22 protein-coding genes are annotated in these 25,528 nt (G+C 73.0%); 2 read left to right on the forward strand and 20 right to left on the reverse strand.

The window, feature by feature from the left end:
- Positions 1-5: 5 nt before the first annotated feature.
- The 11 genes from OOK31_RS02865 to OOK31_RS02915 all read right to left on the reverse strand — a co-directional run bounded on the left by OOK31_RS02865 (position 6) and on the right by OOK31_RS02915 (position 12,688).
- Entirely contained in the window at positions 6-803 is a 798-nt protein-coding gene (locus tag OOK31_RS02865; RefSeq protein ID WP_267010721.1) for an ABC transporter ATP-binding protein, read from the reverse strand.
- Entirely contained in the window at positions 793-1,773 is a 981-nt protein-coding gene (locus OOK31_RS02870) for an ABC transporter ATP-binding protein (protein ID WP_267010722.1), read from the reverse strand. The genes OOK31_RS02865 and OOK31_RS02870 overlap by 11 nt, the downstream gene beginning before the upstream one ends.
- Positions 1,770-2,624 carry an ABC transporter permease gene (locus tag OOK31_RS02875; protein ID WP_267010723.1) on the reverse strand — a complete coding sequence of 285 codons (855 nt, stop codon included), beginning with the start codon at positions 2,622-2,624 and terminating at the stop codon, positions 1,770-1,772. The genes OOK31_RS02870 and OOK31_RS02875 overlap by 4 nt, the downstream gene beginning before the upstream one ends.
- A complete protein-coding gene (locus OOK31_RS02880) occupies positions 2,621-3,580 on the reverse strand; it encodes an ABC transporter permease (RefSeq protein WP_267010724.1) in 960 nt (319 codons plus the stop codon). Before OOK31_RS02880 ends, OOK31_RS02875 begins: the two co-directional genes overlap by 4 nt.
- Positions 3,577-5,244 carry an ABC transporter substrate-binding protein gene (locus OOK31_RS02885; RefSeq protein WP_267010725.1) on the reverse strand — a complete coding sequence of 556 codons (1,668 nt, stop codon included), beginning with the start codon at positions 5,242-5,244 and terminating at the stop codon, positions 3,577-3,579. Before OOK31_RS02885 ends, OOK31_RS02880 begins: the two co-directional genes overlap by 4 nt.
- 104 nt (positions 5,245-5,348) lie before the next feature.
- Complete coding sequence (locus OOK31_RS02890; protein WP_267010726.1) at positions 5,349-6,362, reverse strand: agmatine/peptidylarginine deiminase; 1,014 nt, start codon at positions 6,360-6,362, stop codon at positions 5,349-5,351.
- 69 nt (positions 6,363-6,431) lie between these two features.
- Entirely contained in the window at positions 6,432-8,180 is a 1,749-nt protein-coding gene (locus OOK31_RS02895) for an urease subunit alpha (protein ID WP_267010727.1), read from the reverse strand.
- On the reverse strand, positions 8,177-8,881 hold the full coding sequence (gene ureA / locus OOK31_RS02900) for an urease subunit gamma (RefSeq protein ID WP_267011808.1): 705 nt from the start codon (positions 8,879-8,881) through the stop codon (positions 8,177-8,179). Before ureA ends, OOK31_RS02895 begins: the two co-directional genes overlap by 4 nt.
- Before the next feature lie 325 nt (positions 8,882-9,206).
- Positions 9,207-9,788 carry a TetR/AcrR family transcriptional regulator gene (locus tag OOK31_RS02905; RefSeq protein ID WP_267010728.1) on the reverse strand — a complete coding sequence of 194 codons (582 nt, stop codon included), beginning with the start codon at positions 9,786-9,788 and terminating at the stop codon, positions 9,207-9,209.
- 83 nt (positions 9,789-9,871) lie between these two features.
- Positions 9,872-11,020, reverse strand: coding sequence for an agmatine deiminase family protein (locus tag OOK31_RS02910; RefSeq protein ID WP_267010729.1), 1,149 nt, complete (start codon positions 11,018-11,020; stop codon positions 9,872-9,874).
- Between the two features lie 87 nt (positions 11,021-11,107).
- Entirely contained in the window at positions 11,108-12,688 is a 1,581-nt protein-coding gene (locus OOK31_RS02915) for a serine/threonine-protein kinase (RefSeq protein ID WP_267010730.1), read from the reverse strand.
- Positions 12,689-12,799: 111 nt separating this feature from the next.
- Here OOK31_RS02915 and OOK31_RS02920 point away from each other — a divergent pair, with 111 nt between their 5' ends.
- Complete coding sequence (locus OOK31_RS02920; RefSeq protein WP_267010731.1) at positions 12,800-13,411, forward strand: TetR/AcrR family transcriptional regulator; 612 nt, start codon at positions 12,800-12,802, stop codon at positions 13,409-13,411.
- 179 nt (positions 13,412-13,590) lie between these two features.
- Positions 13,591-14,754: an agmatine deiminase family protein gene (locus OOK31_RS02925; protein WP_267010732.1), complete on the forward strand. Its 1,164-nt coding sequence runs from the start codon at positions 13,591-13,593 to the stop codon at positions 14,752-14,754.
- A 27-nt stretch (positions 14,755-14,781) separates the two neighbouring features.
- Here the strand turns inward: OOK31_RS02925 and OOK31_RS02930 are convergent, their stop codons facing one another.
- The 9 genes from OOK31_RS02930 to OOK31_RS02970 all read right to left on the reverse strand — a co-directional run bounded on the left by OOK31_RS02930 (position 14,782) and on the right by OOK31_RS02970 (position 25,360).
- Complete coding sequence (locus OOK31_RS02930) at positions 14,782-15,249, reverse strand: FxLYD domain-containing protein (protein ID WP_267010733.1); 468 nt, start codon at positions 15,247-15,249, stop codon at positions 14,782-14,784.
- A 232-nt stretch (positions 15,250-15,481) separates the two neighbouring features.
- Positions 15,482-17,752, reverse strand: a complete 2,271-nt coding sequence (locus OOK31_RS02935; RefSeq protein ID WP_267010734.1) for an RICIN domain-containing protein — start codon at positions 17,750-17,752, stop codon at positions 15,482-15,484.
- 78 nt (positions 17,753-17,830) lie between these two features.
- Positions 17,831-18,667 (reverse strand): class II fructose-bisphosphate aldolase, encoded by an 837-nt coding sequence (locus OOK31_RS02940; protein WP_267010735.1) that lies wholly within the window; start codon positions 18,665-18,667, stop codon positions 17,831-17,833.
- Positions 18,668-18,724: 57 nt separating this feature from the next.
- The gene (locus OOK31_RS02945) at positions 18,725-19,333 is read right to left on the reverse strand and encodes an ROK family protein (RefSeq protein WP_267010736.1); all 609 of its coding nucleotides are present in this window, start codon (positions 19,331-19,333) and stop codon (positions 18,725-18,727) included.
- Positions 19,334-19,522: 189 nt separating this feature from the next.
- Entirely contained in the window at positions 19,523-20,488 is a 966-nt protein-coding gene (locus tag OOK31_RS02950; RefSeq protein ID WP_267010737.1) for an SIS domain-containing protein, read from the reverse strand.
- Positions 20,489-20,656: 168 nt separating this feature from the next.
- A complete protein-coding gene (locus OOK31_RS02955) occupies positions 20,657-22,492 on the reverse strand; it encodes a beta-galactosidase (RefSeq protein ID WP_267010738.1) in 1,836 nt (611 codons plus the stop codon).
- Positions 22,489-23,331, reverse strand: coding sequence for a carbohydrate ABC transporter permease (locus OOK31_RS02960; RefSeq protein ID WP_267010739.1), 843 nt, complete (start codon positions 23,329-23,331; stop codon positions 22,489-22,491). Before OOK31_RS02960 ends, OOK31_RS02955 begins: the two co-directional genes overlap by 4 nt.
- Positions 23,328-24,218 carry a carbohydrate ABC transporter permease gene (locus OOK31_RS02965; RefSeq protein WP_267010740.1) on the reverse strand — a complete coding sequence of 297 codons (891 nt, stop codon included), beginning with the start codon at positions 24,216-24,218 and terminating at the stop codon, positions 23,328-23,330. Before OOK31_RS02965 ends, OOK31_RS02960 begins: the two co-directional genes overlap by 4 nt.
- Positions 24,215-25,360, reverse strand: a complete 1,146-nt coding sequence (locus tag OOK31_RS02970) for a sugar ABC transporter substrate-binding protein (protein WP_323188173.1) — start codon at positions 25,358-25,360, stop codon at positions 24,215-24,217. The genes OOK31_RS02965 and OOK31_RS02970 overlap by 4 nt, the downstream gene beginning before the upstream one ends.
- Positions 25,361-25,528 lie beyond the last annotated feature (168 nt).

A 25,528-nucleotide genomic window follows, 5' to 3' on the forward strand; every position in this document is an offset into this window, starting at 1 on the left:
TCCGGCTAGAGCGCCCGCCGGGCCGCGGCGATCGCCTCCGGGTCCCAGCCGGGCCGGGGGACGGATTCCAGCAGCAGCCGGGTGTACGGGTGCCGGGGCGAGGCGAGCACCTCCCGCGTCCCGCCCTGTTCGACCACGGCCCCGTGCCGCATCACGACGATCTCGTCGGTCACGCACCGGACGACCCCGAGGTCGTGGGTGATGAAGAGGAACCCGATCCCGGTCTGCTCCCTGATGTCGGCCAGCAGGTTGAGGATCTGCGCCTGCACGGAGACGTCGAGCGCGGCCACGGCCTCGTCCAGGATGAGGACGGCCGGTTCGACGGCGAGGGCCCGGGCGATGGCGACGCGCTGGCGCTGGCCGCCGGAGAGGCGGCGCGGCAGGGCGTCGGCGGCCCGGGTGCCCAGGCCCACCTGGTCGAGCAGTTCCCGTACCCGCTTCGCGTGGTCGCGGCCCGGGAAGTGCAGGCTCAGGCTCTCGCGGAGGGTCGCCTCGACGCTGGTGCGCGGGTCGAGGGAGAGGTACGGGTCCTGGAAGACCATCTGGATCTCGCGGGCGCGGGCCAGGCGCGCGGCCCGGCCCCGGGTGCGGCCGGTCCGGGACCGGCCGCGGACCAGGACCTCCCCTTCGTCGGCGTGCTCCAGGCCGACGACGATGCGGGCGGTGGTCGTCTTGCCGGAGCCGGACTCCCCCACGATGCCCAGCGAGCCGCCCTCGGGGAGGGTGAAGGACACGTCGTCGACCGCGCGGACGGCCCCGAAGGACCGGCGCAGGCCCCTGACCTCCAGTACGTCATCGGGCATCGACGGCGCTCCCTTCGAGCAGGTCGCTGTGGTGGCAGGCGGCGTGGTGGTCGGGCCGGTCCGGGGCCGGGGACGGCAGCGGGGCCCGCTCGTCGCAGACCTCCGTGGCGAGGGGGCAGCGGGCGGCGAAGGCGCAGCCGGGCAGCGGCTCCCGCAGGTCCGGCGGCTGCCCCTCGATGGCGGCGAGCCGGCCCGGGGGGCCGTCCATCCGCGGGGTGGAGGCGAGGAGGGCGGCCGTGTACGGGTGGCGGGGGCGGGCGAAGAGGACCTCGGCGGGGCCGGTCTCCACGATCCGTCCGGCGTACATGACGTAGACGCGGTCGCTGATGGCGGCGGCGAGTTCCAGGTCGTGGGTGACGAACAGCAGGCCGGTGCCGAAGCGCTCGCGGAGCGCGGCCAGCAGGGCGATCACCTCGGCCTGGCTGGTGACGTCCAGGGCCGTGGTGGGCTCGTCGGCCAGCAGGAGCACGGGGTCCCCCATGAGGGCCGCCGCGATCACGACGCGCTGGAGCATGCCGCCGGACACCTGGCCGGGGTACTTGCGCAGCACGGACCCGTCCAGGCCCACGGCCCGCAGCAGCTCGGTCGCCCGGGTGGTGGCCCGCGGGCGGTCCATGGCCCCGGTGAGGGTGACGCTCTCGGTGAGGAAGTCGCCGATGCGGCGCAGCGGGTTGACGGCGGCGCGCGGGTCCTGGAAGACCATGGCGGCGGTGCCGGCGCGTACGTCGCGCAGCCGGCCGGGGTCCATGGCGAGCACGTCGTGGCCGCCGACCCGCACCGTGCCCTCGACGGCCGCGCCGGGCGGCAGCAGTCGCAGCGCGCTGCGGGAGGTGAGGGTCTTGCCGGAGCCGGACTCGCCGACGAGGGCGACGGTCTCGGCGGCGGCGACGGTGAGGTCGACGCCGTCGAGGACGGGCCGGGCGGTGCCGGGCAGGGTGATCCGCAGGCCCTGGATGTCGAGGGTGTTCATCTGTCTCTCCTGGCGACACGGTCGGCCCAGCGCTCGCCCACGACGTTGAAGGCGACCACGGTCAGCACGATGAAGGCGCAGGGCAGGATCGCGGACAGCGGGTAGCCGTGCTGGATGGCGGTCTGCCCGTCGAAGACCATGCGGCCCCAGTCGGGGGTGAGCGCGGGGACGCCGAGGCCGAGGAACGACAGGCCGGCGAGGTCCATCAGGGCGTAGCCGAAGTTGACGGTGGACTGGGCGAGGACGACGGGGGCGATGTTGGGCAGGATGTGGCGCAGGCAGATCTGCAGGGCCGAGTGGCCCTGGACCTGGTAGGCGCTGACGTACGGGCGGGCCCGCTCGGCCAGGACCAGGGAGCGGGTGAGCCGGCTGACGTAGGGCAGGTAGGCGACGGCGAGCGCGAGGACGGGGGCGAGCAGCCCCTCGCCGTAGACCGAGATGATCAGGATGGCCAGCAGCATGCCGGGGAAGGCGAAGACCAGCTCGGTGCTGCGGGACAGGACGGAGTCGATCCAGCCGCCCCGCCAGGCGGCGGCCGTACCGATGGCGATGCCGGCGACGGTGGAGAAGACGACGACGCCCAGCGGGCCGAGCAGGGAGGTGCGCGCTCCGAGCAGCAGCCGGGAGAGGGTGTCGCGGCCGGCGGCGTCCACGCCGAGCGGGTGCGTGGCGGAGGGTCCGGCGAGGGCGTCGCCCAGGTCGACGGCATTGGGGTCCTCGGGCACCAGCCAGGGCGCGAGGAGCGCGGCGAGGACGACGAGGGCGACGAGGGCCAGGCAGACGAGGTGGAGGGCGGAGCCGTTGGCGCGGATCCGGGCGAGGCCGGGGCGGCGCGTCAGGACGGCGGTCATGCGGCGGCCTTCCTGGATCCGAGGGTGACCCGGGGGTCGACCAGGGGCAGGACCAGGTCCACGACCAGGTTCACGGTCATGAAGAGGGCCACGATGATCAGGGAGATCGCCTGGACGGTCGGGAAGTCCTTGGTGGTGGTGGACAGTTCGAGGAGCTGGCCGATCCCGCCGATGCTGAAGGCGGTCTCGACGAGGATGGTGCACACCAGGAGGGTGGAGACGATCAGTCCGCCGGTGGTCAGGACCGTCCCGAGGGAGTTGCGGAAGACGTGGCGGCGGATGACCTGGCGTTCGGGGACGCCGCGGCTGCGGGCGACGGTGACGTGTTCGCTGTCGAGGGCTTCGAGCATGGCCGAGCGGGTGACCCGGGCCAGCATGCCGATCAGGTAGAGGGCGAGGGCGACCGCGGGGAGCGTGAGGTGCCAGAGCATGTCGGCGAGGCCTTCGCCGCCGCCGCTGCTGGGGAACCAGCCGAGTTGCACGGCGAAGAGTCCCTGGAGGAGGACGGCCGCGACGAAGGACGGGGTGCCCACCGCGAAGGTCGTGGTGACGAGGATGGCGGAGTCGGTGGCTCCGCCGCGGACGGCGGCGATCCGGCCGAGCAGCAGTCCGACCGCGACGACCACGACGAGGGCCATGGCGATCAGCAGGAGCGTCACGGGGAGCCGGTCCGCGAGGAGGCGCGAGACGTCGGTGCGGTAGGTGATCGACCGCCCGAAGTCGCCGTGCAGTACGTCCCCGAGCCAGCGGAAGTACCGGACGAGGAACGGGTCGTCCAGGTGGTACTGGGCGTTGATCGCGGCGAGGGCCTCCGGGGAGGCCGAGCGGCCGGCGAGCAGGAAGCTCGCCGGGTTGCCCGGCGCCAGGTACATGGCGCCGAAGACCACGAACGAGGCGGCGAGCAGGGTGGCGGCCATTTCCGCCACCCGTCGTACGGCGAAGCGGACGAAGCTCACTGCGCGGCCCCCACGTCGGCGGCCCACGGGTAGTACATGTACGAGATCGTGGTGGGCGCTCCGGTGATCCGCTTGCCCTGGAACAGCGCGGTCGGCCACTCGGCGACGGGGATCCACAGGAGCTGCTCGGACGCGTGGCGCTGGAGCTTCGCCTCGACGGCCGTCCGTTCCTCGGCCGGGTAGAGGGCGGCGGCCTGGTCGACGAGCTGGTCGTATTGGGGGTTGCTGTAGCCGGCGAAGTTCATGTAGGCGCCGGTCTTGAAGTTCGACAGCAGGTCGAGGGGGTCGGTGATCGAGTCGTAGTAGGTCAGCGGGAACATGTCGATGCCCTGGCGGGCCTCGGGGTCGGTGAACAGCGCGGTGAAGGCGTTGGGGGCGATGGTCTTGAGCCGGATGTCGAGGCCGATGCGGGTGCCGGCGGCCTGGACGGCGGTGGCGAGGAGGGAGACGTCCTGGCCGATGGAGCTGGTGGCCATGGTCAGGGTCTTGCCGGTGGCCCCGGCCTCCTTGACGAGGGCCTTGGCCTGCTCGATGTCCTGGCCGGTGGGCGGGAGTCCGTCGAAGGCGGCCTTGCGGGTCTGCTCGGGGGCCGCGGCCCATGCGGCCTTGGTGGTGAGGGAGTTGGTGACGGTGCCGGCGCCCGCGAGTCCGGCCTTGACGAATCCGGTGCGGTCGAGCGCCAGGGACAGGGCCCGGCGGACGCGGAGGTCGCCGAGGGGGCCCTTCATGTCGGTGACGTTGACGTTGACGGTGCTCAGGCCCTCGCCGAAGAAGAGGGTTCCGGCGCCGCTGTCGCGCAGGCGGGCGTAGCTCTCGGTGGGGATGAGGTAGCCGCCGTCGACCTCGCCGCTGAGCATGGCGTTGGTGCGGGCGGAGGGGTCGGTGAGGATGCGGAAGACGGCCTTCTTCGCCTTGGCCTTGGTGCCCCAGTAGCCGTCGAAGCGGTCGAGCTCGATCGACTGGCCCTTGTTCCAGGTGCCGAGGGCGAAGGGGCCGGTGCAGGCGAGGCCGCCGGTGGTGCCGTAGTCCTTGCCGGCCGCCTCGACGCCGGCCTTGGAGGCCACCACTCCGGCGGCGGTCGCCATGTACTGCGGGAACTGGGAGTCGGGCTTCTTCAGTTTGACGGTGACCTGGAGGGGGCCGGTGCCGGTGACGGAGGCGACGTTCTGGAAGACCTGGGCCCAGGCGGCGGCGTTGTCGGGGTCCATCTGCCGGCCGAGGCTGAAGACCACGTCGTCCGCGGTCATCTCCTTGCCGTCGTGGAAGCGCACGCCGGGGCGCAGGTCGTAGACCCAGGTGGTGGGGTCGGGGTTGGACGCCTTCTGGGCGAGGCCCGGTTCGGTGGTGAGGGCCGGGGTCCAGCGCATCAGGCTCTCGCACACGTTGGACAGGACCGTGTTCTGCGGGTAGTCGAAGGCCACCGTGTAGTCGAGGGTGGGCGGTTCGGCGTAGACGGCCCAGCTGAAGGAGTCGATCTCGCCGCGCGCCGGGGGTGTGGAGGCGGAGAGGCGGACCTCGGTGACCTCGCCGGCCTTGCCCTTGGGCGGGCCCGCACAGGCCGTGAGCAGGGCGAGGGAGGTCAGGGCGGCGGTGGTGAGGGCTGCGGCGCGGCGGCCGGGCCGGCGGTGGGGGCGTCTGCCGGTGCGGGGTGGGGAGGTGGTCATCGTCGCGCTCTCTTTTCCGTGAGGGATGCGGGGGGAGGAGCGGGCGGACCGCTGGGGCGGTCGGTGGTGCGGTCCGCCGGGGCGGTCGGTGGTGCGTGCCCTGCTCAGCCGGCGGTGGGCGCCGCGGGGATCTGCTGGGTGATGCAGTGCACGCCGCCCCCGCCGAAGGCGATGGCGAGCGCGCGGACGCCGACGACCTTGCGGCCGGGGTAGGCGGAGGCGATGACGGCGAGGGCGTCCTCGTCCTGCTGGAGCCCGGCGACGGGGACGACGACGCCGCCGTTGGCGACGTAGTAGTTCAGGTACGAGACCTCGATCTCGCCGTCGGTGAGGTCGGCGAAGGCCGTCTGCGGGACGTCGATGATCTCCAGTCGGCGGCCGCGGGCGTCGGTGCCGGCTTCGAGGACGGCGCGGTTGGCGCGCATCCGGGCGTAGTCGGGGTGGCGGGGGTCGTCGGGCAGGGAGACGACGACGGTGCCGGGCGCCGCGAAGGCGCAGACGCCGTCGACGTGGCCGTCGGTCTCGGTGTCGAGCAGGCCGCCGTACGGCAGCCAGATGACCTTGGTGACCCCGAGGCGGGCCTTGAGTTCGGCCTCGATCTCGTCGCGGCTCATGCCGGGGTTGCGGTTGGGGTGCAGCAGGCACTGCTCGGTGGTGATGAGCGTGCCCTCGCCGTCGACGGTGATCGCCCCGCCTTCGAGGATCATGTCGGAGGCGATCCGGTCGACCCCGAGGTGTTCCAGCAGCAGGGCGCTGATCCGGTCGTCGGAGTCGAAGGGGTGGTGCTTGCCGCCCCAGGCGTTGAACCGGAAGTCCACGCCGGCGCGGTTGCCGTCGTCGTCGAGGACGAACAGCGGGGCACTGTCGCGGAACCAGGAGTCGTCGAGGGGCAGCTCGATGACGGTGACGCCGTCGCCGCAGCGGGTACGGGCCTCCTCGCCGTGGCCGGGCGGGGCGACCATCGTCACGGGCTCGAAGGCGGCGATGGCGCGGGCGACCTCCGCGTACTCCTCCTTCACGTCGGCCAGCACGCTTCCCCACAGCTCCTCGCGGGTCGGCCAGGCCATCAGGCAGCCCTGGTGCGCGGACCACTCGGCGGGCATACGGAATTCAGCCATCGGGCGTCTCATTTCTTTCGTGGGGCGGAGTCTTCCACTTAACTGAAAATTCAGTCAAGAGTGTGGGCGTCAGAGGAAGTAGAGGCGGTTCAGGGAGACCTCCTGGGCCGGCTCGGAGCGCAGGGGCTCCCCGTCGAGGGTGACGAGGCCGGTGGCGGGGTTCACGTCGACGGCCCCCAGGCGCGTGTTGCCGATCATGTCCTTGGGACCGATGCCGCGCGTCCCGCGTACGGCGACCCGGCGGCGCCGGGTGCCCAGGGTGTCGTAGGGGGCGCCGAAGGAGCCCGACTCGGCGGCGGCGCGGCTGACGAACGCCACCGAGAGGTCGGCGGGGGCGGCGCCGTGGGCGCCGAACAGCGGGCCCAGCACGAGGGGTTCGCAGCAGTCCGTGGCGGCGTTGGGGTCGCCGGTGACTCCGTAGGCGGGGAAGCCGGACTTCAGGACGAGCTGGGGCTTGGCGCCGAAGAACTGCGGGCGCCAGAGCACGATGTCGGCGAGTTTGCCGACCTCGATGGAGCCGATCTCGTGGGCCAGGCCGTGGGCGATGGCCGGGTTGATGGTCAGCTTGGCCATGTAGCGCAGGACGCGGGCGTTGTCGTCGCCCTCGCCGTCGCCGTCCAGCGGGCCGAGCTCGCCCTTCATCTTGGCGGCCATGGCGAAGGTGCGGCGGATGGTCTCGCCCGCCCGCCCCATGCCCTGGGCGTCGGAGGAGGTGATGCCGATCGCGCCCAGGTCGTGGAGCACGTCCTCGGCGCCCATCGTGCCCGCGCGGATCCGGTCCCGGGCCATCGCGGCGTCGCCGGGCAGGTCCGGCTTGAGGTCGTGGACGGAGACGATCATGCCGTAGTGCTCGGCGACCGCGTCCCGCCCGAAGGGCAGGGTGGGGTTGGTGGAGGAGCAGATGACGTTCGGCACGCCCGCCATCTTCAGCACGTTCGGGACGTGGCCGCCGCCGCAGCCCTCGATGTGGAAGGCGTGGATGGTCCGGCCGTCCAGGACGCGCAGGGTGTCCTCCACCGACAGGCACTCGTTCAGGCCGTCGCTGTGCAGGGCCACCTGCACGTCGTGCTCCTCGGCCACCCGCAGGGCGGTGTCCAGGGCCCGGGTGTGGGCGCCCATGTCCTCATGCACCTTGAAACCGGACGCGCCGCCCTCGGCCAGGGCCTCGACCAGCGGAGCCGCGTCCGAGGAAGAGCCCCGGGCCAGGAAACCGATGTTCACCGGCCAGGCGTCGAAGGCGTTGAACCCGTGCTTCAGCGCCCAGGGCGAATTCACCCCCACGCCCCAGCTCGGCCCGATCTCCTGCCCGATGATCGTGGTGACGCCGCTCGCGAGCGAGGCCTCCATGATGCGCGGGGAGAGCAGGTGGACGTGGGTGTCCACGGCGCCGGCGGTGGCGATCAGGCCTTCGCCCGAGATCATGGTCGTGCCGGTGCCGACGACGATGTCGACGCCGTCGAGGGTGTCGGGGTTGCCGGCCCGGCCGATCGCGTGGATCCGGCCCTCGCGGATACCGACGGACACCTTGCGGATGCCCAGGACCGCGTCGATCACCAGCACATTGCTGATCACCACGTCACAGGTGTCACGGACGGCGGCGGCCTTCAGGTGCAGGCCGTCACGGGCCGTCTTGCCGAAACCCGCCAGGAACTCGTCGCCCGGCTTCTGCGCGTCGTGCTCGACGCGGACGGTCAGCCCCGAGTCGCCGAGCCGGACCCGGTCCCCGGCGCGGGGGCCGAAGACGGACGCGTACTCGTGCGGGTCGATGTGGCGGCCGCCGGGAGCGCAGTGGTCGCTGTGCCGGGTCGGTCTGCTCATGCCGGGGTTCCTTCCGGGGTGGCCGCGCCGAGGTAGCCGCAGGCCGCGGCCTTGCGGAGGGCTTCCTCCCGGGCGCCGGGGGCGTCGAGCGGGCCGTCGACCAGACCGGCGAAACCGATCGCGATCCGGTCGCCGCCGATGGGGACGAGACCCACCTCGGCGGTGTCACCGGGGCCGAAGCGGGTGGAGGACCCCGCGGCGACGGCGAGGCGCATGCCGTACGCGGCGGCGCGGTCGAAGTCCAGGCGCGGGTTGGCTTCGAAGAAGTGGAAGTGCGAGGTCACGCTCACCGGGACCGTCGCGGTGTTGCGCACGGCCAGGACCACGGCCGGCGCGAGGGCCTCGACGGTGTCCTCGGCGGGGAGTACGGCGCCCGGCGCGCCGTCGTCACGGGGGTGCGCCCCGAAGGGTTCGCTGATCGCCGCGAGCCGGGTGCCGTCGTCGAACACCGCCTCGACCATCACCTCGGTCACGATGTCGACGACGCCGGGCAGGACGTCGTCCGGGCCGAGGACGCTGCGGCCGCGTTCGAGGGCCTCGGCGAGCCGGAGGCCGTCGCGCGCCGCCTCGCACACGGTGTCGGCGATCACGGCGGTCGCCTCCGGGACGTTGAGCCGCAGGCCCCGTGCGTGGCGGGCCCGGGCCAGTTCGGCGGCGGTGAACAGCAGGAGCCGGTCACGTTCGGTGGGCGTCAGGGGCATGACGTCCACCGGGAAATCTTCATGATCATTTCTTCTCCGGGAGGCGGGCGGAGTGGGCCACGGGGCCGGGGGTCCGCCGTTCCGGCGCATGGGTGCACGGAGCGGGGAGGGGCTCTGGTGGCGCGGGGAGGGGCGAGAGGGCCGGGTGCGGCCGGGCGGAGCGCCCGGCCCGTGGTGGGGAGGGGCCGAAGTGGGGTCCCGAAGGGCCGTCGGTGGCTCGGAACCCCACTCTGGCATTGACTGAAAATTCAGTCAATAGATGGGGCGTCGAAAGGTCCCGTCCTACGGGAGGACAGGGTCCGGACGTGTCCGGGGCGGGCTCGGGTCAGTACTGGCGGAGTCCGGCCAGTTCGGCTTCGACGGCGCCGCGCATGAGCTCCCGCGCGTGGTCGATCCGGATGCCACCGCTGAGCCAGCGCATGCTGAGCCCCTCCAGGAGCGCGGTGAGCCGTTCGGCGGAGGCGGCGAGCGAGGAGGCGGGCACCATCGGCTGGACCTGGCCCAGCAGCGCGGCGACCTCCTGCACCCACACCAGGCTGGCCCGGGCGAGGTCCTCGCGCAGCACCTCGTCGAAGACGGCGCTCGCCCGCAGTTCACCCCAGGCCGAGCTGTTCTCCCGTACCTCGACGGTGTCCTGGAGCTCCAGGAGCAGGGTTTCCTCCAGCTCCTCCCGAGGGGTGAGCGGCGGGTCGTCCGGGTCGCGGTCGGTGGTGTAGCGCTCGGCGCGGTCGTTGATGAACTCGAGGGTCTCGCGCAGGACGCCGGTGCGGTCCTTGAAGTGGTAGTAGATCAGCGCGGTGGAGACGCCGGCCTCGGCCGCGAGTTCCTCCACGCGCAGCCCGCGGACCCCGCGCCGGGCGATCACCCGGGCGGCGGCTTCGAGGATCTGAGTGCTGCGAGACGCCATGACCCGCACTTTACCGGGGCGTTCCGCTACCGCCGCAGGCGGCCCGGCGCCGGGGGTGCGGTCCGGCAGGGGCACGGCGGGCATCAGGCGGCCGGCGGGACGGCCGGGTGCGACTGGGTGGCGCAGTGGATGCCTCCGCCGCCGCCGGCGATGGCGTCGATGCCGATCTGGAGCACCTGCCGGTCGGGGTAGGCGGCCTGGAGGATGGTGTACGCCAGACCGTCGGCGTAGCCGTCGCCGAACTGCGGCGCGATGACCGCGCCGTTCGGCGTGTAGTAGTTGGTGTAGCTGGAGAGGAACTCCGCTCCCCCGCCGCGGATGAGGCGGCGGTCGGGGCCGGGGAGTTCCGTGACGGCGAGGCGGCGGCCACGGGCGTCGGTGGCGCTCTCCAGGACCTGCTTGGTCTCCTCGTAGACGGCGACCCACTTGTGGTCCGCGCCGGCTCCGGGCCGGTCGAGGATGACCTTGCCCGGGGCGGTGAAGCGGGCCAGGCAGTCGATGTGGCAGTCGGTGATGTCCTGGCCGGCCAGGCCCGGCACCCAGAGGACCTTGTCGATGCCGAGCGCCTGCTTCAGGGCCTGTTCCACCTGGTCCTGGTTCATGCCCGGGTTGCGGTTGGCGTTGACCAGCGAGCTGACGGTGGCCAGGAGGGTCCCCTCGCCGTCCGTCTCCAGCGAGCCGCCTTCGCCGACGAACCCGGCCACGGTCCGGCGGACCCCGTACTCGCCGAGGAGGATCCCGGCGGCCGCCGCGTCATCGGCGTACGGCTGGGCGTACGGGGTGCCCGTCTTGCCCCAGCCGTTGAAGCGGGTGTCCACCCCGGCGAGGGCTCCCGGGGCCACGACGAAGGTGGGGCCGAAGTCGCGGATCCACAGGTCGTCTACGGGGATCTCGATGACGTCGACGGCGTGGCGGGCGCCGCGCCCGCAGCGGTAGCGGGCGTCGGCGGCCTGGCCGGGGCGCGCCAGCATCACGACCGGCTCGAAGCGCGATATCGCGTACGCGACGTCGGCGATGTCGCCGCGCACCGCCTCGAGCTTGCCGCCCCACACTGAGGAGAGGGCGGGCCAGGCCATGTAGGTGCGGACGTGGAGGTCGGTCTCGGCGGGCATCCGCAGGGCATCGGAGGCGGCGCGCGCGGTGGAGGGGAGGGCCGTGCCGAGGGCGGCGAGCGGCAGGGCGGCGGCGCCGTACTGGAGCAGGCGTCGACGGGTGGTGCGGGGCACGTCCATGGGTCTCCCTGAGGGGTGAGGGGCGGGATGACTCGGCATCCTTGCGTTAACTGAAAATTCAGTCAAGTCCGGTCGAGCTCTGCGACGTCAGCCGCGGCGGTACTGGTCCACGACGATCGTGACCGAGCCGTCGGCGGCCGCCTCGGCCAGCCGTACGATCGCGATCTCACTCCGGTCCGGGCTGCGCACACAGAACGGCCGCGCCTTCGAGAGCGCGGTGAAGGGCAGGGTGGCGGCCGGCCGGGTCTCGATGCCCCGGACACAGTCGGCCGGTCCCGGCTCCCCGGTGTCGGAGACGAACGCGTCCGACTCCTGGGACGGCACGAACGCCTGGCCGTCGCGCGCCAGGTACCAGGTGGCCGTCTCCGCGGGCACCACCTTCCCCGCCTTCAGGTCGAACTCGTAGCCCGGGTCGGGTGCGGTCAGCCGGGCCTTGGCGTAGCCGGGCACGAACCCGGGGGCCGTGGGCGGAGCCGACCGGGAGGGAGCGGGGCTCGCGCCGGGGTCTTCCTCCTCCCCCTCGGGAGCGTCCAGGTAGTACACGGCTCCGGCGCAGGCCAGCAGGGTGCCGGCGACCGCCAGCGCCACCACCGGCAGGCGCCGCCGCCCCGGGCCGGGGGCGCGGCGACCGGACGCGGGAGCCTGCGCGGGCGGGGGGACGCGCACGGGCGCCGGGGCCGGGGCCGCCGGGAGGTGGGAGCCCGGCCCGGGCGGAGCGGGTGCGGTCGCCGCCCGGGTCTGCTGGAGGTGCGCCGGGGCGGGTCGGACGCCGACCTCCTCGCGGACCGGGTGGGGCAGCCAGCCGTCGGTGAACTCGGGGCGCGGGCCCACCAGGGGGTGGGCGTGCACGGACTCGATCAGCTGCACGGTCGTGGGCCGGTCCTCGGGGCGTTTGGCCAGGCACCACGCGATCAGTCCGTGCAGGTCACCCGGTACGCGGGCGAGGTCGGGATGCTCGGGGACCACCCGGTACAGCGCGCTGGACTCCGGCCCTCCCCCGAACGGCGGGACCCCGCCCGCCACGTACGCGACGAGCGTCCCGAGCGCGAAGACGTCGGTGGCCGGTGTCACCTGGTGGCCCAGTGCCTGTTCGGGCGCCATGAAGGCCGCGGTACCGATCCGCAGGCCGGTGCCGGTGAGGGCGGCGGCGTCGGCCGCCCGCGCGATGCCGAAGTCGATCACGCGGGGGCCGTCCCCCGCGACCAGGACGTTGGCGGGCTTGAGGTCGCGGTGGACGACGCCCGCCCGGTGGATGGCATGCAGCGCCTCGGCGATGCCCGCGACGAGCAGCAGGACCGTGCGCACCGGCAGCGGTCCGTGGCGTCGCACCACCTCGTCCAGCGAGGGGCCGGGCACGTAGGCGGTGGCGAGCCACGGCGTGCGGTCGTCGGCCCCGGAGTCGACCACCTGAGCCGTGAACAGGCCGTGGATCCGGCGGGCACTGGCCACTTCCTGGGCGAACCGTTCGCGGAACTCGGGGTCCGCGGCGAACTCCCTGCGGACGGCCTTCAGCGCGATGGGGCGGCCCCCGGGCGTGTACGCCAGGTAGACCACCCCCATGCCACCGGAGCCGAGACGGGCGTGGAGGCGGTAGCCGCCGATCTCGTAGGGGTCGTCGGCGGACAGCGCCGCGGGGGCGGGCGGTGTGCCGGGGAGTCGTTCGGGCATGCGGTGGCTCTTTCAACGATGCGGCAATGACCTGCGCGCATCGTGCCGCTAACTAAACTTTCAGTCAATGTGTGACAATGCGAGACGCACACGGCCAGGAGGGATCACACAGTGACCGACCGCAGACGAGCCATCCTCACGGGCGCCGCGCGGGTCATCGCACGTCAGGGCGTCCGGGGGCTCCGGGTGGCGGACCTGGCGGCCGAGGCCGGCGTGTCCACCGCCCTGATCTACTACCACTTCAAGGACCGGCCCGGCATCCTGCGGCACGCCCTGGCCTTCATCGGGGACCGCGCGGACCGCTACACCGCGACGTGGGAGGGCGAGGCCGGGCCCGGGCCGTCCGATCCGCGCGGGCTCCTGGAGCGGACCCTGCTGCTGGAGTTCCAGGACCTGCCCGAAGTGCGCGAGAACAGCACGGCCTGGGGCGAGCTGCGGGCCCACGCGGTCTTCGATCCGGAGCTGCGCGAGGATCTCGCCGCGGCCGGCGCGGCCTGGGTGGCGGAGGTCGCGGGCCACCTCGCCGCACTGTGCCCGGCCGCACCGCCCGGGGCCGTCACGGCCGCGGCGGAGCGGCTGACCGCCCTGCTGGAGGGGCTCAGCGTCCGCTGGCTGAGCGGTCTGCTGCCCGTCGCGCACGCCCGCGGCCTGCTGCGGGAGGCGATCGGGGTGGAACTGGGCCGACTCGGTTCCCCCGCCTCCCCCGCCCCTCGAATTGACTGAATTTCCAGTCAGTGCCACAGTGGCGACACGAGGCCGCCTCACTCTCCTTGCAGAGCGGCCGTTCGCGGTGCGGAGCGCGCACTCTTGATCGTAGGGCCCGGTTTGTCCGCCTACGCCAGACGCTCGCGCCCGCCCTGGCCGGATGCACCCCTTCCGCCAGCCCACGATCGGAGTTCCCCGTGTCCTTCCTTCCCCCCACCCGCCGGACCGTCCTTCGCACCCTCGCCGGGATCGGCGCCGTCGTCGCGGGCGCCTCGGCCTGCGGCCCCTCCGCGTCCGGAACGCCGGCCGGAGCCGCCGCCGGGTCCTCCGCGCCCTCCACGGCGGGCGGGCGGCGCCGCCTGGGCGCCGAGTGGGAGAGCCACACCCGTACCTTCATGGCCTGGCCCGCGCTGAACTCGGTCTGGGAGGAGGACCTGCGCTACGTCCGCGAGGACATCGCGCGGATCGCGCGGGCCGTCGGGGAGTACGAGGCGGTCGTCATGATGGCCCGGCCCGATCAGGTGGACGCGGCCCAGCGGGCCTGCGGCTCACAGGTCGAGGTGATCCCGCTGGCCGTGGACGACCTGTGGGCGCGCGACACCGTTCCCGTCTTCGTCGAGGAGGGCGGCAAGGTCGTCGGCGTCGACTTCAACTTCAACGGCTGGGGCAAGAAGCAGGAGCACGCCAACGACGGCAAGGTCGGGCGCGCCGTCCTCCAGAAGTACGGGATCCCCCGGGTCCAGGCCCCCCTCGTCGCCGAGGGCGGCTCCTTCGAGACCGACGGCGAGGGCACCTTGCTGATCACCGAGAGCTCGATCGTCAACGACAACCGCAACCGGGGCAAGAGCCGGGACACGATCGAGGGCGAGCTCAAGCAGACCCTGGGCGTGGAGAAGGTGGTCTGGCTGGCCGGCGTACGCGGCGAGGACATCACCGACGCCCACGTGGACAGCCTCGTACGCTTCACCGCGCCCGGCGTCGTCCTGCTGGACCGCGCGCACCCCAGCACTCCGGCCGACTCCTGGTCGCGCTCCGCCGACCAGGCGAAGTCCGTCCTGTCCAAGGCGACGGACGCGCGCGGCCGGCGGTTCGAGGTGATCGACCTGCCGCAGCCCGACCTGGACCGGATCACGGGCCGGGGCGACGACTTCGTGTCGACGTACGCCAACTTCTACGTCGCCAACGACGCCGTGTTCATGCCCAGGTTCGGGGACGGCAAGGCCGACGACCGGGCCCGCGCGATCCTGCGGGAGCACTTCCCGAAGCGGGACGTGGTGCCGGTCCCGATCGACACGATCGCCTCGGGCGGCGGCGGCATCCACTGCTCGACCCACGACCAGCCCGGCAAGCCCGCCGCCTGACCGCGCACCTGACCGCGCGCTCGGGCGTCAGTACCGCACGGCCTTGCCCACGGCGGCCTTCACCTCGCCGGAGAGCTTGCGGTTGCTGACGGCCGTGGCGTCCTTGGACTGGCCGGCCGGTACGTCCTGGACGGTGACCACGACCGTGTCCAGGAGGTTCCCGGAGGCGTCGTTGAAGTTGACCTGCACGGCCAGCGATTTGGCGGAGTCGGCCGTGTTGCGGGCGGTCACCTTCACGGCGGACTTCCCGTCCGCGTCGGCGGCCGGGGTGCCCAGCTGGACGTCCGAGGCGACGTCGACCCCGTCCTTGATCTCGTCCAGTTGCCGCTGCGCGGCCGCGGTGGCCGAGGACAGGACCTCGGAGGCCTTCGACGCCGCCGCCGAGGCCGCGCTCGACACGCTGCCGCCGTCGCCGTCCGAACAGCCGGCGGTCCCGACGGCCAGTGCGGTGGCCAGGGCGGCGGCGCCTACGGCGCGCGTCCAGGTGTGCTGCATGGGTACGTCTCCTTGGATGGTGCGGGCAGGGCGGCCGGTCCCTTCTTCCGGGGGCCGTGCACCGGCGGGTGCGGCCCCTGCCCATCAGACCCGTCTCCCGCGCCACCCGCACGTGCGCTCGACCGAACGGGTGATGACCCGCTGTGACCTGCGGTGCCGTCCGGGGTGATTCCCCCGGACGGCCGCGTCCGGGTGTCCGGGGTGGCGTGCGCCCCGGACACCGGACGGGGTGTCAGTTCACGGTCCACCGCTGGAGGGTGGAGCCGGTGTCGCGTTGTTGCGTCACCAGGGCGCCCGGTGTGGTGGAGGCGGTGGTGACGAGGAGGCCGCTCTTCACCGAGGCGACGGTGTAGGTGCCGTCCGCGCCCCGGGTGAGGGTCCAGCGTTGGTTGGTGCCGCCGTGGCAGGTCCACTGGATGACCTTGGCGCCCGCCGCGGTGGAGCCGCCGCTGATGTCGACGCAGAGGCCGGACTCGGCGTTGGTGATCTCGTAGGAGCCGTCCGGCTGCCGGGTGAGGTTCCACTTCTGGTTGGCGCCGGTGTTGGGCGTGTAGGTGATGAGCTGGGTGCCCGCGGTGGTGCTGTGGTCGGGGTTGTCGAGTGCCTGTCCCGCGGCGACGAGCGTGCGGATGCCGTCGAGGGAGCCGGGGGCGGTTCCCACCGCCGTGAGGCTGAGGGTCTGTTCGGCGGCGGTGCGTGCGCCGCCGACTCCGCCGCCGGTGTGGGTCCAGGTACGGACCGGTGTGGTCTCGGCGAGCCGGGAGGAGACTCCCGACATGGCGATGACCAGTCCGCTGTGTCGGTTCACGAGGCGGTGGGCGCCGGTGGCGCCGCCACCGTCGGCGGAGGTGCCGGGAACGACCCACCACTGCTGGCCGACGGTGGGGCCGCCGGACCCGGGCGCGGTGACGGTGGGTTTGGTGCCCCAGGCGCGCTGCGCGGTGGAGGTGGAGTCGACGCCCAGCAGTCCTGCGGTGGCGGCGTTGGCTATGCGGTAGCTGCCGTCGCCGTTGCCGGTGAAGATCCAGGTCTCCAGGGCGGATCCGGTGGCCGTGGCCTGGGAGGTGGTGGCGGAGCTGCCGGAGGTCTGGGCGAGGACGCGGCCGGCGGCGCCGATCCGGTACGTCCTGCCGGTGTCCACCGGTGCGGCGGGAGAGGAGGTGCCGATCGAGAGGTTGACGTACTCGCCGGAGGTGTTGTTCGAGCAGCCGAACGAGCAGTAGGAGCGGAAGTCCTTGCCGACGACGGCCGAGCTCGTCCTGTTCTTGCTGTCGAGGAACCAGCGGTACCAGGAGGCATTGGTGTGGCTGCCGGTGTCGCCGATCAGGCGCCACTTCTGGGTGGCGAGGTTGTCGGTGGCGTAGAGCTGCTGGGGCGCCGTTCCGTCCTGCTTCACGGCCTGGGGCTCGCCGATGTAGAGGCCGAGGTGGGCGTTGTAGGTGATGTCCATGACGAACAGCGGGGACGTCGGGGGCATCGCCCCGGCCGCGACCTGCTGGTTCGCCGTTCCGGTGGTCGCCGGATCGTACTCGCGGTCGGCGGGGGTGTATCCGGTCGTGCTCGCGGAGTCGACGGGCACCATGTTGCTCTCCCGGCCGCCGACGCCGGGCTGGGACCAGGCGCCGTCGTACCACTTCTGCCAGGAGCCGGGCGCCATCTTCGCCGCGATCGGGGCCCGCGCCACGTGGGCGTGGAAGGTCTTCCAGCCGCTCCCCTTGTCGATGATCCGCGATCCGTAGAAGACGTAGAAGTAGCCCGAGGCGGTGTCGGCGTACAGGCGGGGGTCGCCGTCGCCGTAGTGGTACGTCTGCTGGGGGAAGGCCGTGGTGTCACCGCGGGCGGTGCTGTACGGGGAAGTGATGACGTGGTCCTTGATGGTCCAGGTACGGCCCTGGTCGGTGGAGAGCGCGTAGTCGATCCCGTCGTAGTGGGAGCTGTCGCCGAAGGGCTGCGGGGTGAACTCGTTGTGGATCAGGCCGTACCAGTTCCCGGTGTCCGGGTCGGCCCACACGCCCGCCAGGTCGCAGAAGTTCTTCTGCGAGTAGCCCGATCCGGCCGGGGGGTTGGTGGAGGTGAGCCCGGTGGGGCTGTTGTTGCACCGCCACGTCGTGTCGTTGTTCTTGTCCTTGTTGTTGGCGGGGTTCACCGCGTCGCTGATCTGGCTCGACCGGGTGGCCGTGTCGAAGTCCGTGCCGGTGTGGAAGGTCCACTTGCGCGGGTCCGAGGGGCCGTAGAGCGCGTGGGACTGCTGGAAGTAGAAGGTGCCGTCCTTGTCGAGGTAGGGGAAGGCGGGGGTGTCGTCCGGCTGGGTCCAGGACCCTTTCGAGCCGACCGTGACGGTGTAGGTGGCCTCCGGCGAGGCCGCCGGTGCGGGTGCAGGTGCGGGTGCGGGTGCGGCTACGGGTGCGGCTACGGGTGCGGCTACGGCTTGTGCGCCGCCGCCGGCCAGGACCAGCGCGGCCGCGACGAACGCGCCCGCGAGCCTCCTTCGAGGTGCTGACACAGCTCCTCCTCCTTCATCTCCTTGTCGCAGCCCTCGTCCGTTGTGGGGCTGCCGTGTGGGGGGCGGACGCTCGACGGGTCATCTGCCCGCCAGTACGTCCAGCAGCCGGGCGACCTCGGCCGCCGTCGCCTCGCGGGCCGGACCCATGTACCTGCGCGGGTCGGCCGTCGCGGGTGCGGCGGCGAGGCCGCGCCGGAGGGAGGCGGTGAACACCGCGTTGAGGTGCGTCGAGATGTTGACCTTGGTCATTCCGGCGGCGACGGCCCTGGCCAGGCCGGAATCCGGTACGCCCGACGAGCCGTGCAGCACTAGGGCCACGCCGAGGGCGGCGCGCAGCCGGCCGATCAGCTCGAAGTCGAGTACGGCGTCCCGGGTGCGCATGGCGTGGGAGCTGCCGACGGCGACGGCGAGCGCGTCGACGGCGGTCTCCGCCGCGAACCGCCGCGCCTCGTCGGGGTCGGTGCGCACGCCCGGCGCGTGCGCACCGTCCTTGCCGCCGATGGCTCCGAGTTCGGCCTCCACGAAGACGCCGGCGCGGTGGCAGTCCTCGGTGACGGCGCGGGTACGGGCCAGGTTCTCCTCGTACGGCAGGTGCGAGGCGTCGAACATCACGGAGGAGAAGCCGAGTTCGACCGCCTCCGCGACGAGCGCGGGCGAACGCGCGTGGTCGAGGTGGACGGCGACGGGTACGCGGGCGCCGCGGGCCAGGGCCAGTGAGGCGAGGCCGATGGGGGCGAGCGGGCCGTGGTAGCCGACGGTGTTCTCGCTGATCTGGAGGATCACCGGGCGTCCGGCCCGGCCCGCTCCGGCGACGATGGCCTCGGCGTGCTCGATCTGGATGACGTTGAAGGCGCCGACGCCCCGGCCGTCCGCGCGGGCGGCGGCGAGGATCTCGTCAGTGGACGCGAGCGGCATGGACGGTCTCCACGGTCGTAGGGGGACGGAACCCGGCATCGACGGACTGCCAGGCCGTCAGGCCGGCGCCAAGTGCTGTGGCCGGAAAGGTTTGCCGGGTCGGGGTGTCCGGTGCATGGGGTCTCCCCAGGCCCGCAGGGCCGAGGGCAAGCCTCGCAAGGCGAAGGGCCGCCGCTTGTACTGGACGTACTCGGGTGGTCCGACAACGCGGCGAGGTGCCGTGCCGGGCACCGCGACACGGTGAACCTTTCCGGCCACAGCACTAAGCGGCCGGCGGCGCCGAGCGACGCTCGGACGACCTCGGGGTGCCTCTGGAAGGTGAGGCGCCGCGCCAGAGCGGTGCGCAGCGGGTCGAGCAGGAGGTCGCCGGCCTCGGACAGGCCGCCGCCGATGACCACGCGGGCGGGGGCGAGGATCGAGGTGAGGGCCGCGAGTCCGGTCGCCAGGGCGTCGACCGCCGCGGCCGGAGCGTTCGGTGTAGGCGGTGGCGAGGGCCGAGGCGGAGGCGAGGGCCTCCAGGCAGCCCCGGCCGCCGCAGGCGCAGGGTCTGCCGCCGGGGTCGACCACCAGGTGTCCGGCTTCGCCCGCGTACGCCGAGGGGTGGACGGGCCGGCCGTCGACCAGTGCGGCGGCGGAGATGCCGGTGCCGACGGGCAGGAACAGCACCTCGCGGGCGCCCCGGACAGTTCCCGCAGCGCGTCCCCGATCGCCGCCACGACGGCGTCCGGGCCGTGCCCGCGCGGTGTGGGGCGGCGCAGGCCGGAGAGCGGGGACATCGCCCGGTCGAGCACGGCGCCCTTCATGGACGTCCCGCCGACGTCGAGCGCGATCACGCAGTCGAGCGGGCCGGTGCGGTCAGCCACGGTCGGCGGTGAGCACCACGGAGCGGGTGAGGTTGCGGGGCCGGTCGGGGTCCAGGCCGCGTGCCTCGGCGCACAGGACGGCGAGGCGCTGCGCGCGGACGAGATCGGCCAGGGGGTCGAGTTCCCGGTGCATGTCGCCGGAGGCGGAGACGTACGTGCCTCCGGTGCGGGTCACGTCCTCGGCCAGGCCGCGGGGGGCCCGGCCGAACACCCAGACGGCCCGGTGGGGGCCGGTGACGGCAGCCGGGCCGTGCCGGTACTCCATCGCCGGGTAGGCCTCTGTCCAGGCTCCGGCGGCCTCGCGCATCTTCAGGGCCGCTTCGAGGGCGAGGCCGTAGGTCCAGTCGGTGCCGAGGAAGGTGATCTGTTCGGCGTCGCGCACGTCGGCGGCGAGGGGCTCGGCGAGGGCCGTCCCGGCGTCGCGGGCGGCGTGCTCCAGCGGGCGCACGCCCGGGGGGAGGGCGCCTTCGCGTTCCAGGTGGGCGCGGAGCAGGGCGAGGGCGGTGGTGGCGAACCGGGTCTGGACCACGGAGCGTTCGTCCGCGAAGTCCAGGGCGGCGACGGCGTCGGATACGGCGGTGACGGGTGTGTCCGGGTCGGCGGTGAGGACGCCGGTGGGTGCGGTGCCCCGGAGCCGGCCGAGGAGGTCCAGGACCTCGGTGGTGGTGCCGGAGCGGGTGATGGCCAGGATCCGGTCGTAGCGGCGGGCGGGCGGGAAGGCCGAGGCGGCGAAGGCGTCGGTCTCGCCGTGGCCGCCGTGCTCGCGCAGGGCGGCGTAGGCCTGTGCGACGAACCAGGAGGTGCCGCAGCCGACGACCGCGAGGCGCTCGCCCTGGTGCGGGAGGACGGGAAGGTGGCGCGGGACGGAAGCGGCGGCGCGCCGCCAGCAGTCGGGCTGCGAGGCGATCTCGCGGAGGGTGTGGGAGGCGGCGGCGGGGGGCGGTGCGGTGGCGGACATGGGTGGGGCTCCCTTCGACGGGGCGGACGGCCGGCCGGCCGTGCGGGGGCGGGCCGTGCGGGGGCGGGCCGTGCGGGGGCGGGCCGGCGGGCGGGGCGGCGGGCGGGGCGGCGGGCGGGGCGGCGGGGCGGCGGGGCGGTGACGGTCCGCGGAGAGGGCGCCGGCGTTTCAGTCGAACGTCTCGACGAACTCCTCGGACGGGCCGAGGTCCGGCCGGTCGCGCAGCTCGATGCGGTCACCGAGGCGTTCGAGTTCGAGCACGGTGAGCGTGTTGCGGCCCGCCCGCAGGAACGGGTGGGGCAGGTAGAGGGTGTGCTGCGGTCCCACTTCCCAGTAGCGGCCGAGCAGCCTGCCGTTGATCCAGAGGAAGCCCTTGCCGAATCCGGGCAGGGCGACGAAGGTGTCGGCGGGCTCGTACACGGTCAGCCGGGCGGTGACGAATCCCGCCGTGGCGCCGGGTGCGGCGAGCGAGGGGGCCTCGGCGACCTCGTCGGGCGTCCAGGTGTCGAGGGGGAGCCGGTGCATGGTCCAGCCGTGCACCAGGCGGCGGTTCACGCTGACCCCGCCGAGGATGCCCTTGCCCTGGCCGAGGAGGGGTCCGTAGTTGATCCGTCCCTGGTTCTCCACCAGCAGCTCCAGCCGGATCCGTTCGCCGGTCCCGGTGAGGGTGCAGGTGGAGGTCTCCCGGTCGAGGACGGCGACGGGCAGGCCGTCGGCGAAGACCTGGGCCCGGTCGTGCAGTCCCGAGACCGTCAGGGTGTGCGTGCCGGGCGGCAGCAGCGGGCGGGCCGCGTAGAGCACCAGGCCACAGGCCTGGCCGAGTTCCTCGAAGCTGAGCGGTGCGGGCGCGCGGACGCCTTCGCCCGCCGCGCGCAGCGCCTCCAGGAGGTCCGCTCCGCGCGTCACCCGCAGGGTGCGGGGGGTGAGCAGGGGCGGATCGGACGGTACGGGGCGGGTCTCGTCGGCGCCGCCGAGGGCGGTCAGTGTCTCGCGCAGGGCGAAGAACTTCGGGGTGAGCGCGCCGTGTTCGGCGACGGGTGCGTCCGAGTCGTAGCTGGTGACGGTGGGCTGGATGCGGTCGCCGTCGTGGTTGGCGCCGGACCACAGGCCGAAGTTGGTGCCGCCGTGCGCCATGTAGAGGCTGACCGAGCCGCCCGCGTCGAGGATTGCGGCGACGGAGTCGGCGGCGCCGGCGGCCGGGCGGACGTGGTGCTTCTCGCCCCAGTGGTCGAACCAGCCGTTCCAGAACTCGGCGCAGAGGAAGGGCTCGTCAGGGCGCCGTGAGCGCAGGAGCGCGGCCGCGGCGTCGGGGCGCGAGCCGAGGGTGGCGGCCGCGAGTTCGCCGGGGAGGGTGCCGCCGTCGAGCATCAGCGGGGTGGGGCCGTCGGCGGTGTAGAGCAGTTCGGTGATGCCGCGGGCGACGAGGGCGTCGCGGACCCAGCGGAGGTAGGTGTGGTCGTCGCCGTAACTGCCGTACTCGTTCTCGATCTGCACCGCCACCACGGGGCCGCCCCGGGAGCTCTGGAGGGCCGCGACACGGGGGACGAGCTCGTCGAACCAGCGGCCGACCGCGTCCAGGAAGGGCGGGTGCGAGGTGCGCGGCCGCATGCCGGGGGTGCCGGTCAGCCAGGCGGGGAGGCCGCCGTTGTCCCATTCGGCGCAGATGTAGGGGCCGGGGCGAACGATCAGGTCGAGTCCGATCTCCTGGGCCAGGCCGGCGAACCGGTCCAGGTCGCGCCAGCCGTCGAAGCGGACCTCCCCCGGGGTCGGTTCGTGGAAGTTCCACGGAACGTAGGTGTCGACGGTGTTCAGTCCGAGGGCCGCGACGCGCCGGAGGCGGTCGGCCCACTGCTGGGGGTGGACGCGGAAGTAGTGCAGGGAGCCGGACAGGACGCGGTGCGGGCGGCCGTCGCGCAGGAAGGTTCCGCCTGCGTGGGTCAGCTTCGCCGAGAGCTGTGCGGCGCGGGTGACCGTGGTGGTGGTCGAGGTGCTCGAGGTGGTCATTTGACGGCTCCGGCGGTCATGCCCGCGCGCCAGTAGCGCTGGAGCGCGAGGAAGGCGATCAGGAGGGGGCCGACGGACACCAGCGATCCGATGACGACCAGGGGCGGCGGCACCGCGACATGGCTGGCGTTCCAGCCCACGAGGCCGACGGTCACCGGTTGCAGGCGGTCGTCGCCGAGCACCATCGCGGGCAGCAGGTAGTTGTTCCAGATCTCCACGAACTGGAACAGGAAGACGGTGACCAGGGCGGGCAGCATCATGGGGACGCCGATGGTCCGGAAGACGCGGAACTCGCCGGCCCCGTCGAGCCGGCCGGCCTCCAGCACCTCGTCGGGCACGGCCTGTTCGGCGAACACCCGCGCCAGGTAGACCCCGAAGGGGCTGACGATGCTGGGCAGCAGCACGGCCAGCGGGTTGTCGATCAGGTGGACGCCCGAGAACATCAGGTACAGGGGCAGGGTGAACAGCACCTTGGGCACCAGCACGGCCGCGAGCACCAGGGTGAGGACGGCGCCGCGTCCGGGGAAGTCGAACTTGGCGAGGGCGTATCCGGCGAGCGCCGAGAAGGCGGTGCCGAGCAGCGCTCCGACGCCGCAGTACAGGACGCTGTTGAGCATCCAGCGCCAGAAGACGCCCCCGTCGTGGCCGCTGAGCCGTCCGATGTTGTCGAAGAGGGCGAAGCCGTCGAACCAGAGGCCGTTGCCGCTGAACTGTTCGCCGAAGGGTTTGGTGGCCGAGACCAGCAGCCACCACAGGGGGGCGAGGAAGTAGAAGGCCGACAGGGCGAGGAGCGCCGTGACCGTGACGCGGCTGACCGCCCGCGCGGGGAGGGTGCTCATGCGCGCTCTCCCCTGCCGGTCACCTTGAAGAACACCAGCGAGACGACTCCCACCAGTACGGCGAGGATCACCGACTGGGCGGCGGCGTACGGGTAGTTCCCGGCCGTGACGGCGCTCTGGGCGGACATGATCGGGGTAAAGGTGGAGGAGACGGAGCCGGCGGAGACGGGCTGGAGCACGGCGGGCTCGTTGTAGAGCTGGGCCGAGCCGATGACGGAGAACACGGCGGTGAGGACGAGCGCCCCGCGGACGGCGGGGATCTTGATGCTCCAGGCGGTACGGAACGCCGAGGCGCCGTCCATCCGGGCCGCTTCGAGGACCTCCGCGGGGATCGCCCGCAGCGCCGCGTAGATGATGATCATGTTGTAGCCCGCCCACCCCCAGGTGACGATGTTCGCCACCGACCAGAGGACGAGGTCCTCGGCGAAGAAGGGGATGTCCAGCCCGAGGGGCCCGAGCACCCGGTCGACCGGGCTGGACTGCGAGGAGTACATGAACGACCAGACGAGGGCCGCGCTGACGCCGGGCACCGCGTACGGGACGAAGGCCGCGAGCCGGAAGAAGCCCTTGCCCCGGGCGGACCGCGAGTCGATCAGCAGGGCCAGCAGCAGCGCCAGCCCGAGCATCACGGGCACCTGCACGAGGCCGAACAGCGCCACGCGGGCCAGCGACGAGGTGAACGCCCCGTCCTGGAAGGCCCGGGCGTAGTTGCCGAACGCGTCGAACTGCCTGGTCGGGGCGGTGAGCCCGAGCCCGGACCGGTGGACGGTGAACAGGCTGCTGACGACGGCGTAGCCGATCGGAGCGACGTACATGCCGGCGAAGAGGACGAGGAAGGGGGCGCAGAACAGGAGCGGCCTCAGCCGGCGGGCACCGACCCGGGTCACGAGGCCTTCCCCACCTGGAGCCCCTGCTTCTGCATCTCGCCGAGCGTCTTGTCCTGCGCGGTGCGCAGCGCGTCGGCGATGGTGCCGTGGCCGGCCCAGGCCTTGCCGAGGCCGTCGTCGAGGTCCGCGGCGGTCTTGGTCATCAGCGGTCCCCAGGTCCAGTCGGGATCGACCTGCGGGGAGGCGGCGGCGAACACCTCGTAGACGTTCTGGCCGCCGAAGTAGGGGTCGGGCTTCAGCTGGGACAGGGTGAGGAGCTTCTTCGCGGCCGGGTAGAGCGCGGCCTTGTCGACGAGGCCGCCGAAGGCCTGCGGGTCGGTGCTCATCCAGTGCGCGAACTCCCAGGCGGCCTCGGGGTTCTGGCAGCCCTTGAGGACGGCGGTGGCGGAGCCGCCCGCGTTGCCCGCCTTCGTGTCCCCGGCGTTCCACTGGGGCATGGGGGCGACCGCCCACTGCCCGGAGCCGTCCTTGGCGCCGCCCTTGATGACGCCCGCCTGCCAGACGGCGCCGACGACGGTGGCGATGGTGCCGTTGCCCAGGCCCGTGTACCAGGCCTGGTCGTACATGGGGGCCTTGCTGATCAGTCCGTCCCCGGCGAGGCCCTGCCAGTAGTCGGCCACCTTCCGGTTGGCCGGCGAGGTCATCGTGACCTGCCAGGCGTCGCCCTTGACGCCGAACCAGCTGCCCCCCGCCTGCCAGGCCAGACCGGCGTAGTCGTAGTCCAGGTACGGGGAGGAGATGTAGCGGTCGGGGCCGGAGGCGTGGATCTTCTCGGCCGCGGTGCGGTACTCGGCCCAGGTGGCGGGCGGCGCGAGGCCGAGGGAGTCGAAGAGCTTCTTGTTGTAGAAGAGCGCCATGGGGCCGGTGTCCACGGGCGCGCCGTAGACCTTGTCCCCCAGGGTCACCGACTTCCAGGCGGATTCCTGGAAGTCCCCCTTCGCGGCCGACGCGTGCGCGGTCACGTCCCGCAGGGCGCCCTGGGCGGCGAAGCTCGGCAGGGTCTCGTACCCGAGCTGGGCCAGACAGGGCGCGTTTCCGGCCTTCACGGCGTTGAGCATCTTCTGGTAGCCGCCCTTCGCGCCGGGCTGCACCGTCTGGTAGCTGACCTGGATGTCCGGGTGGGAGGCGTTGAACGCCTGCACCGCTTCCGCGTACCCGGGGGCCCAGCCCCAGAATGTTATCGATGCCTTTCCGGGCTCCGATGCCGTTCCCTGCGCTGAGCATCCGCTGGCGGCGAGTGCGAGAACGAGGACGCCCGCGGCGCTCGCGGCTCGGATCACAGTGCGCTTCAAGGCTCCTCCTAGGGCTGC

Origin of the sequence: Streptomyces sp. NBC_00249 (genome assembly GCF_026342355.1) — a bacterium.
In the GTDB taxonomy this organism is placed as follows: Bacteria; Actinomycetota; Actinomycetes; order Streptomycetales; family Streptomycetaceae; genus Streptomyces.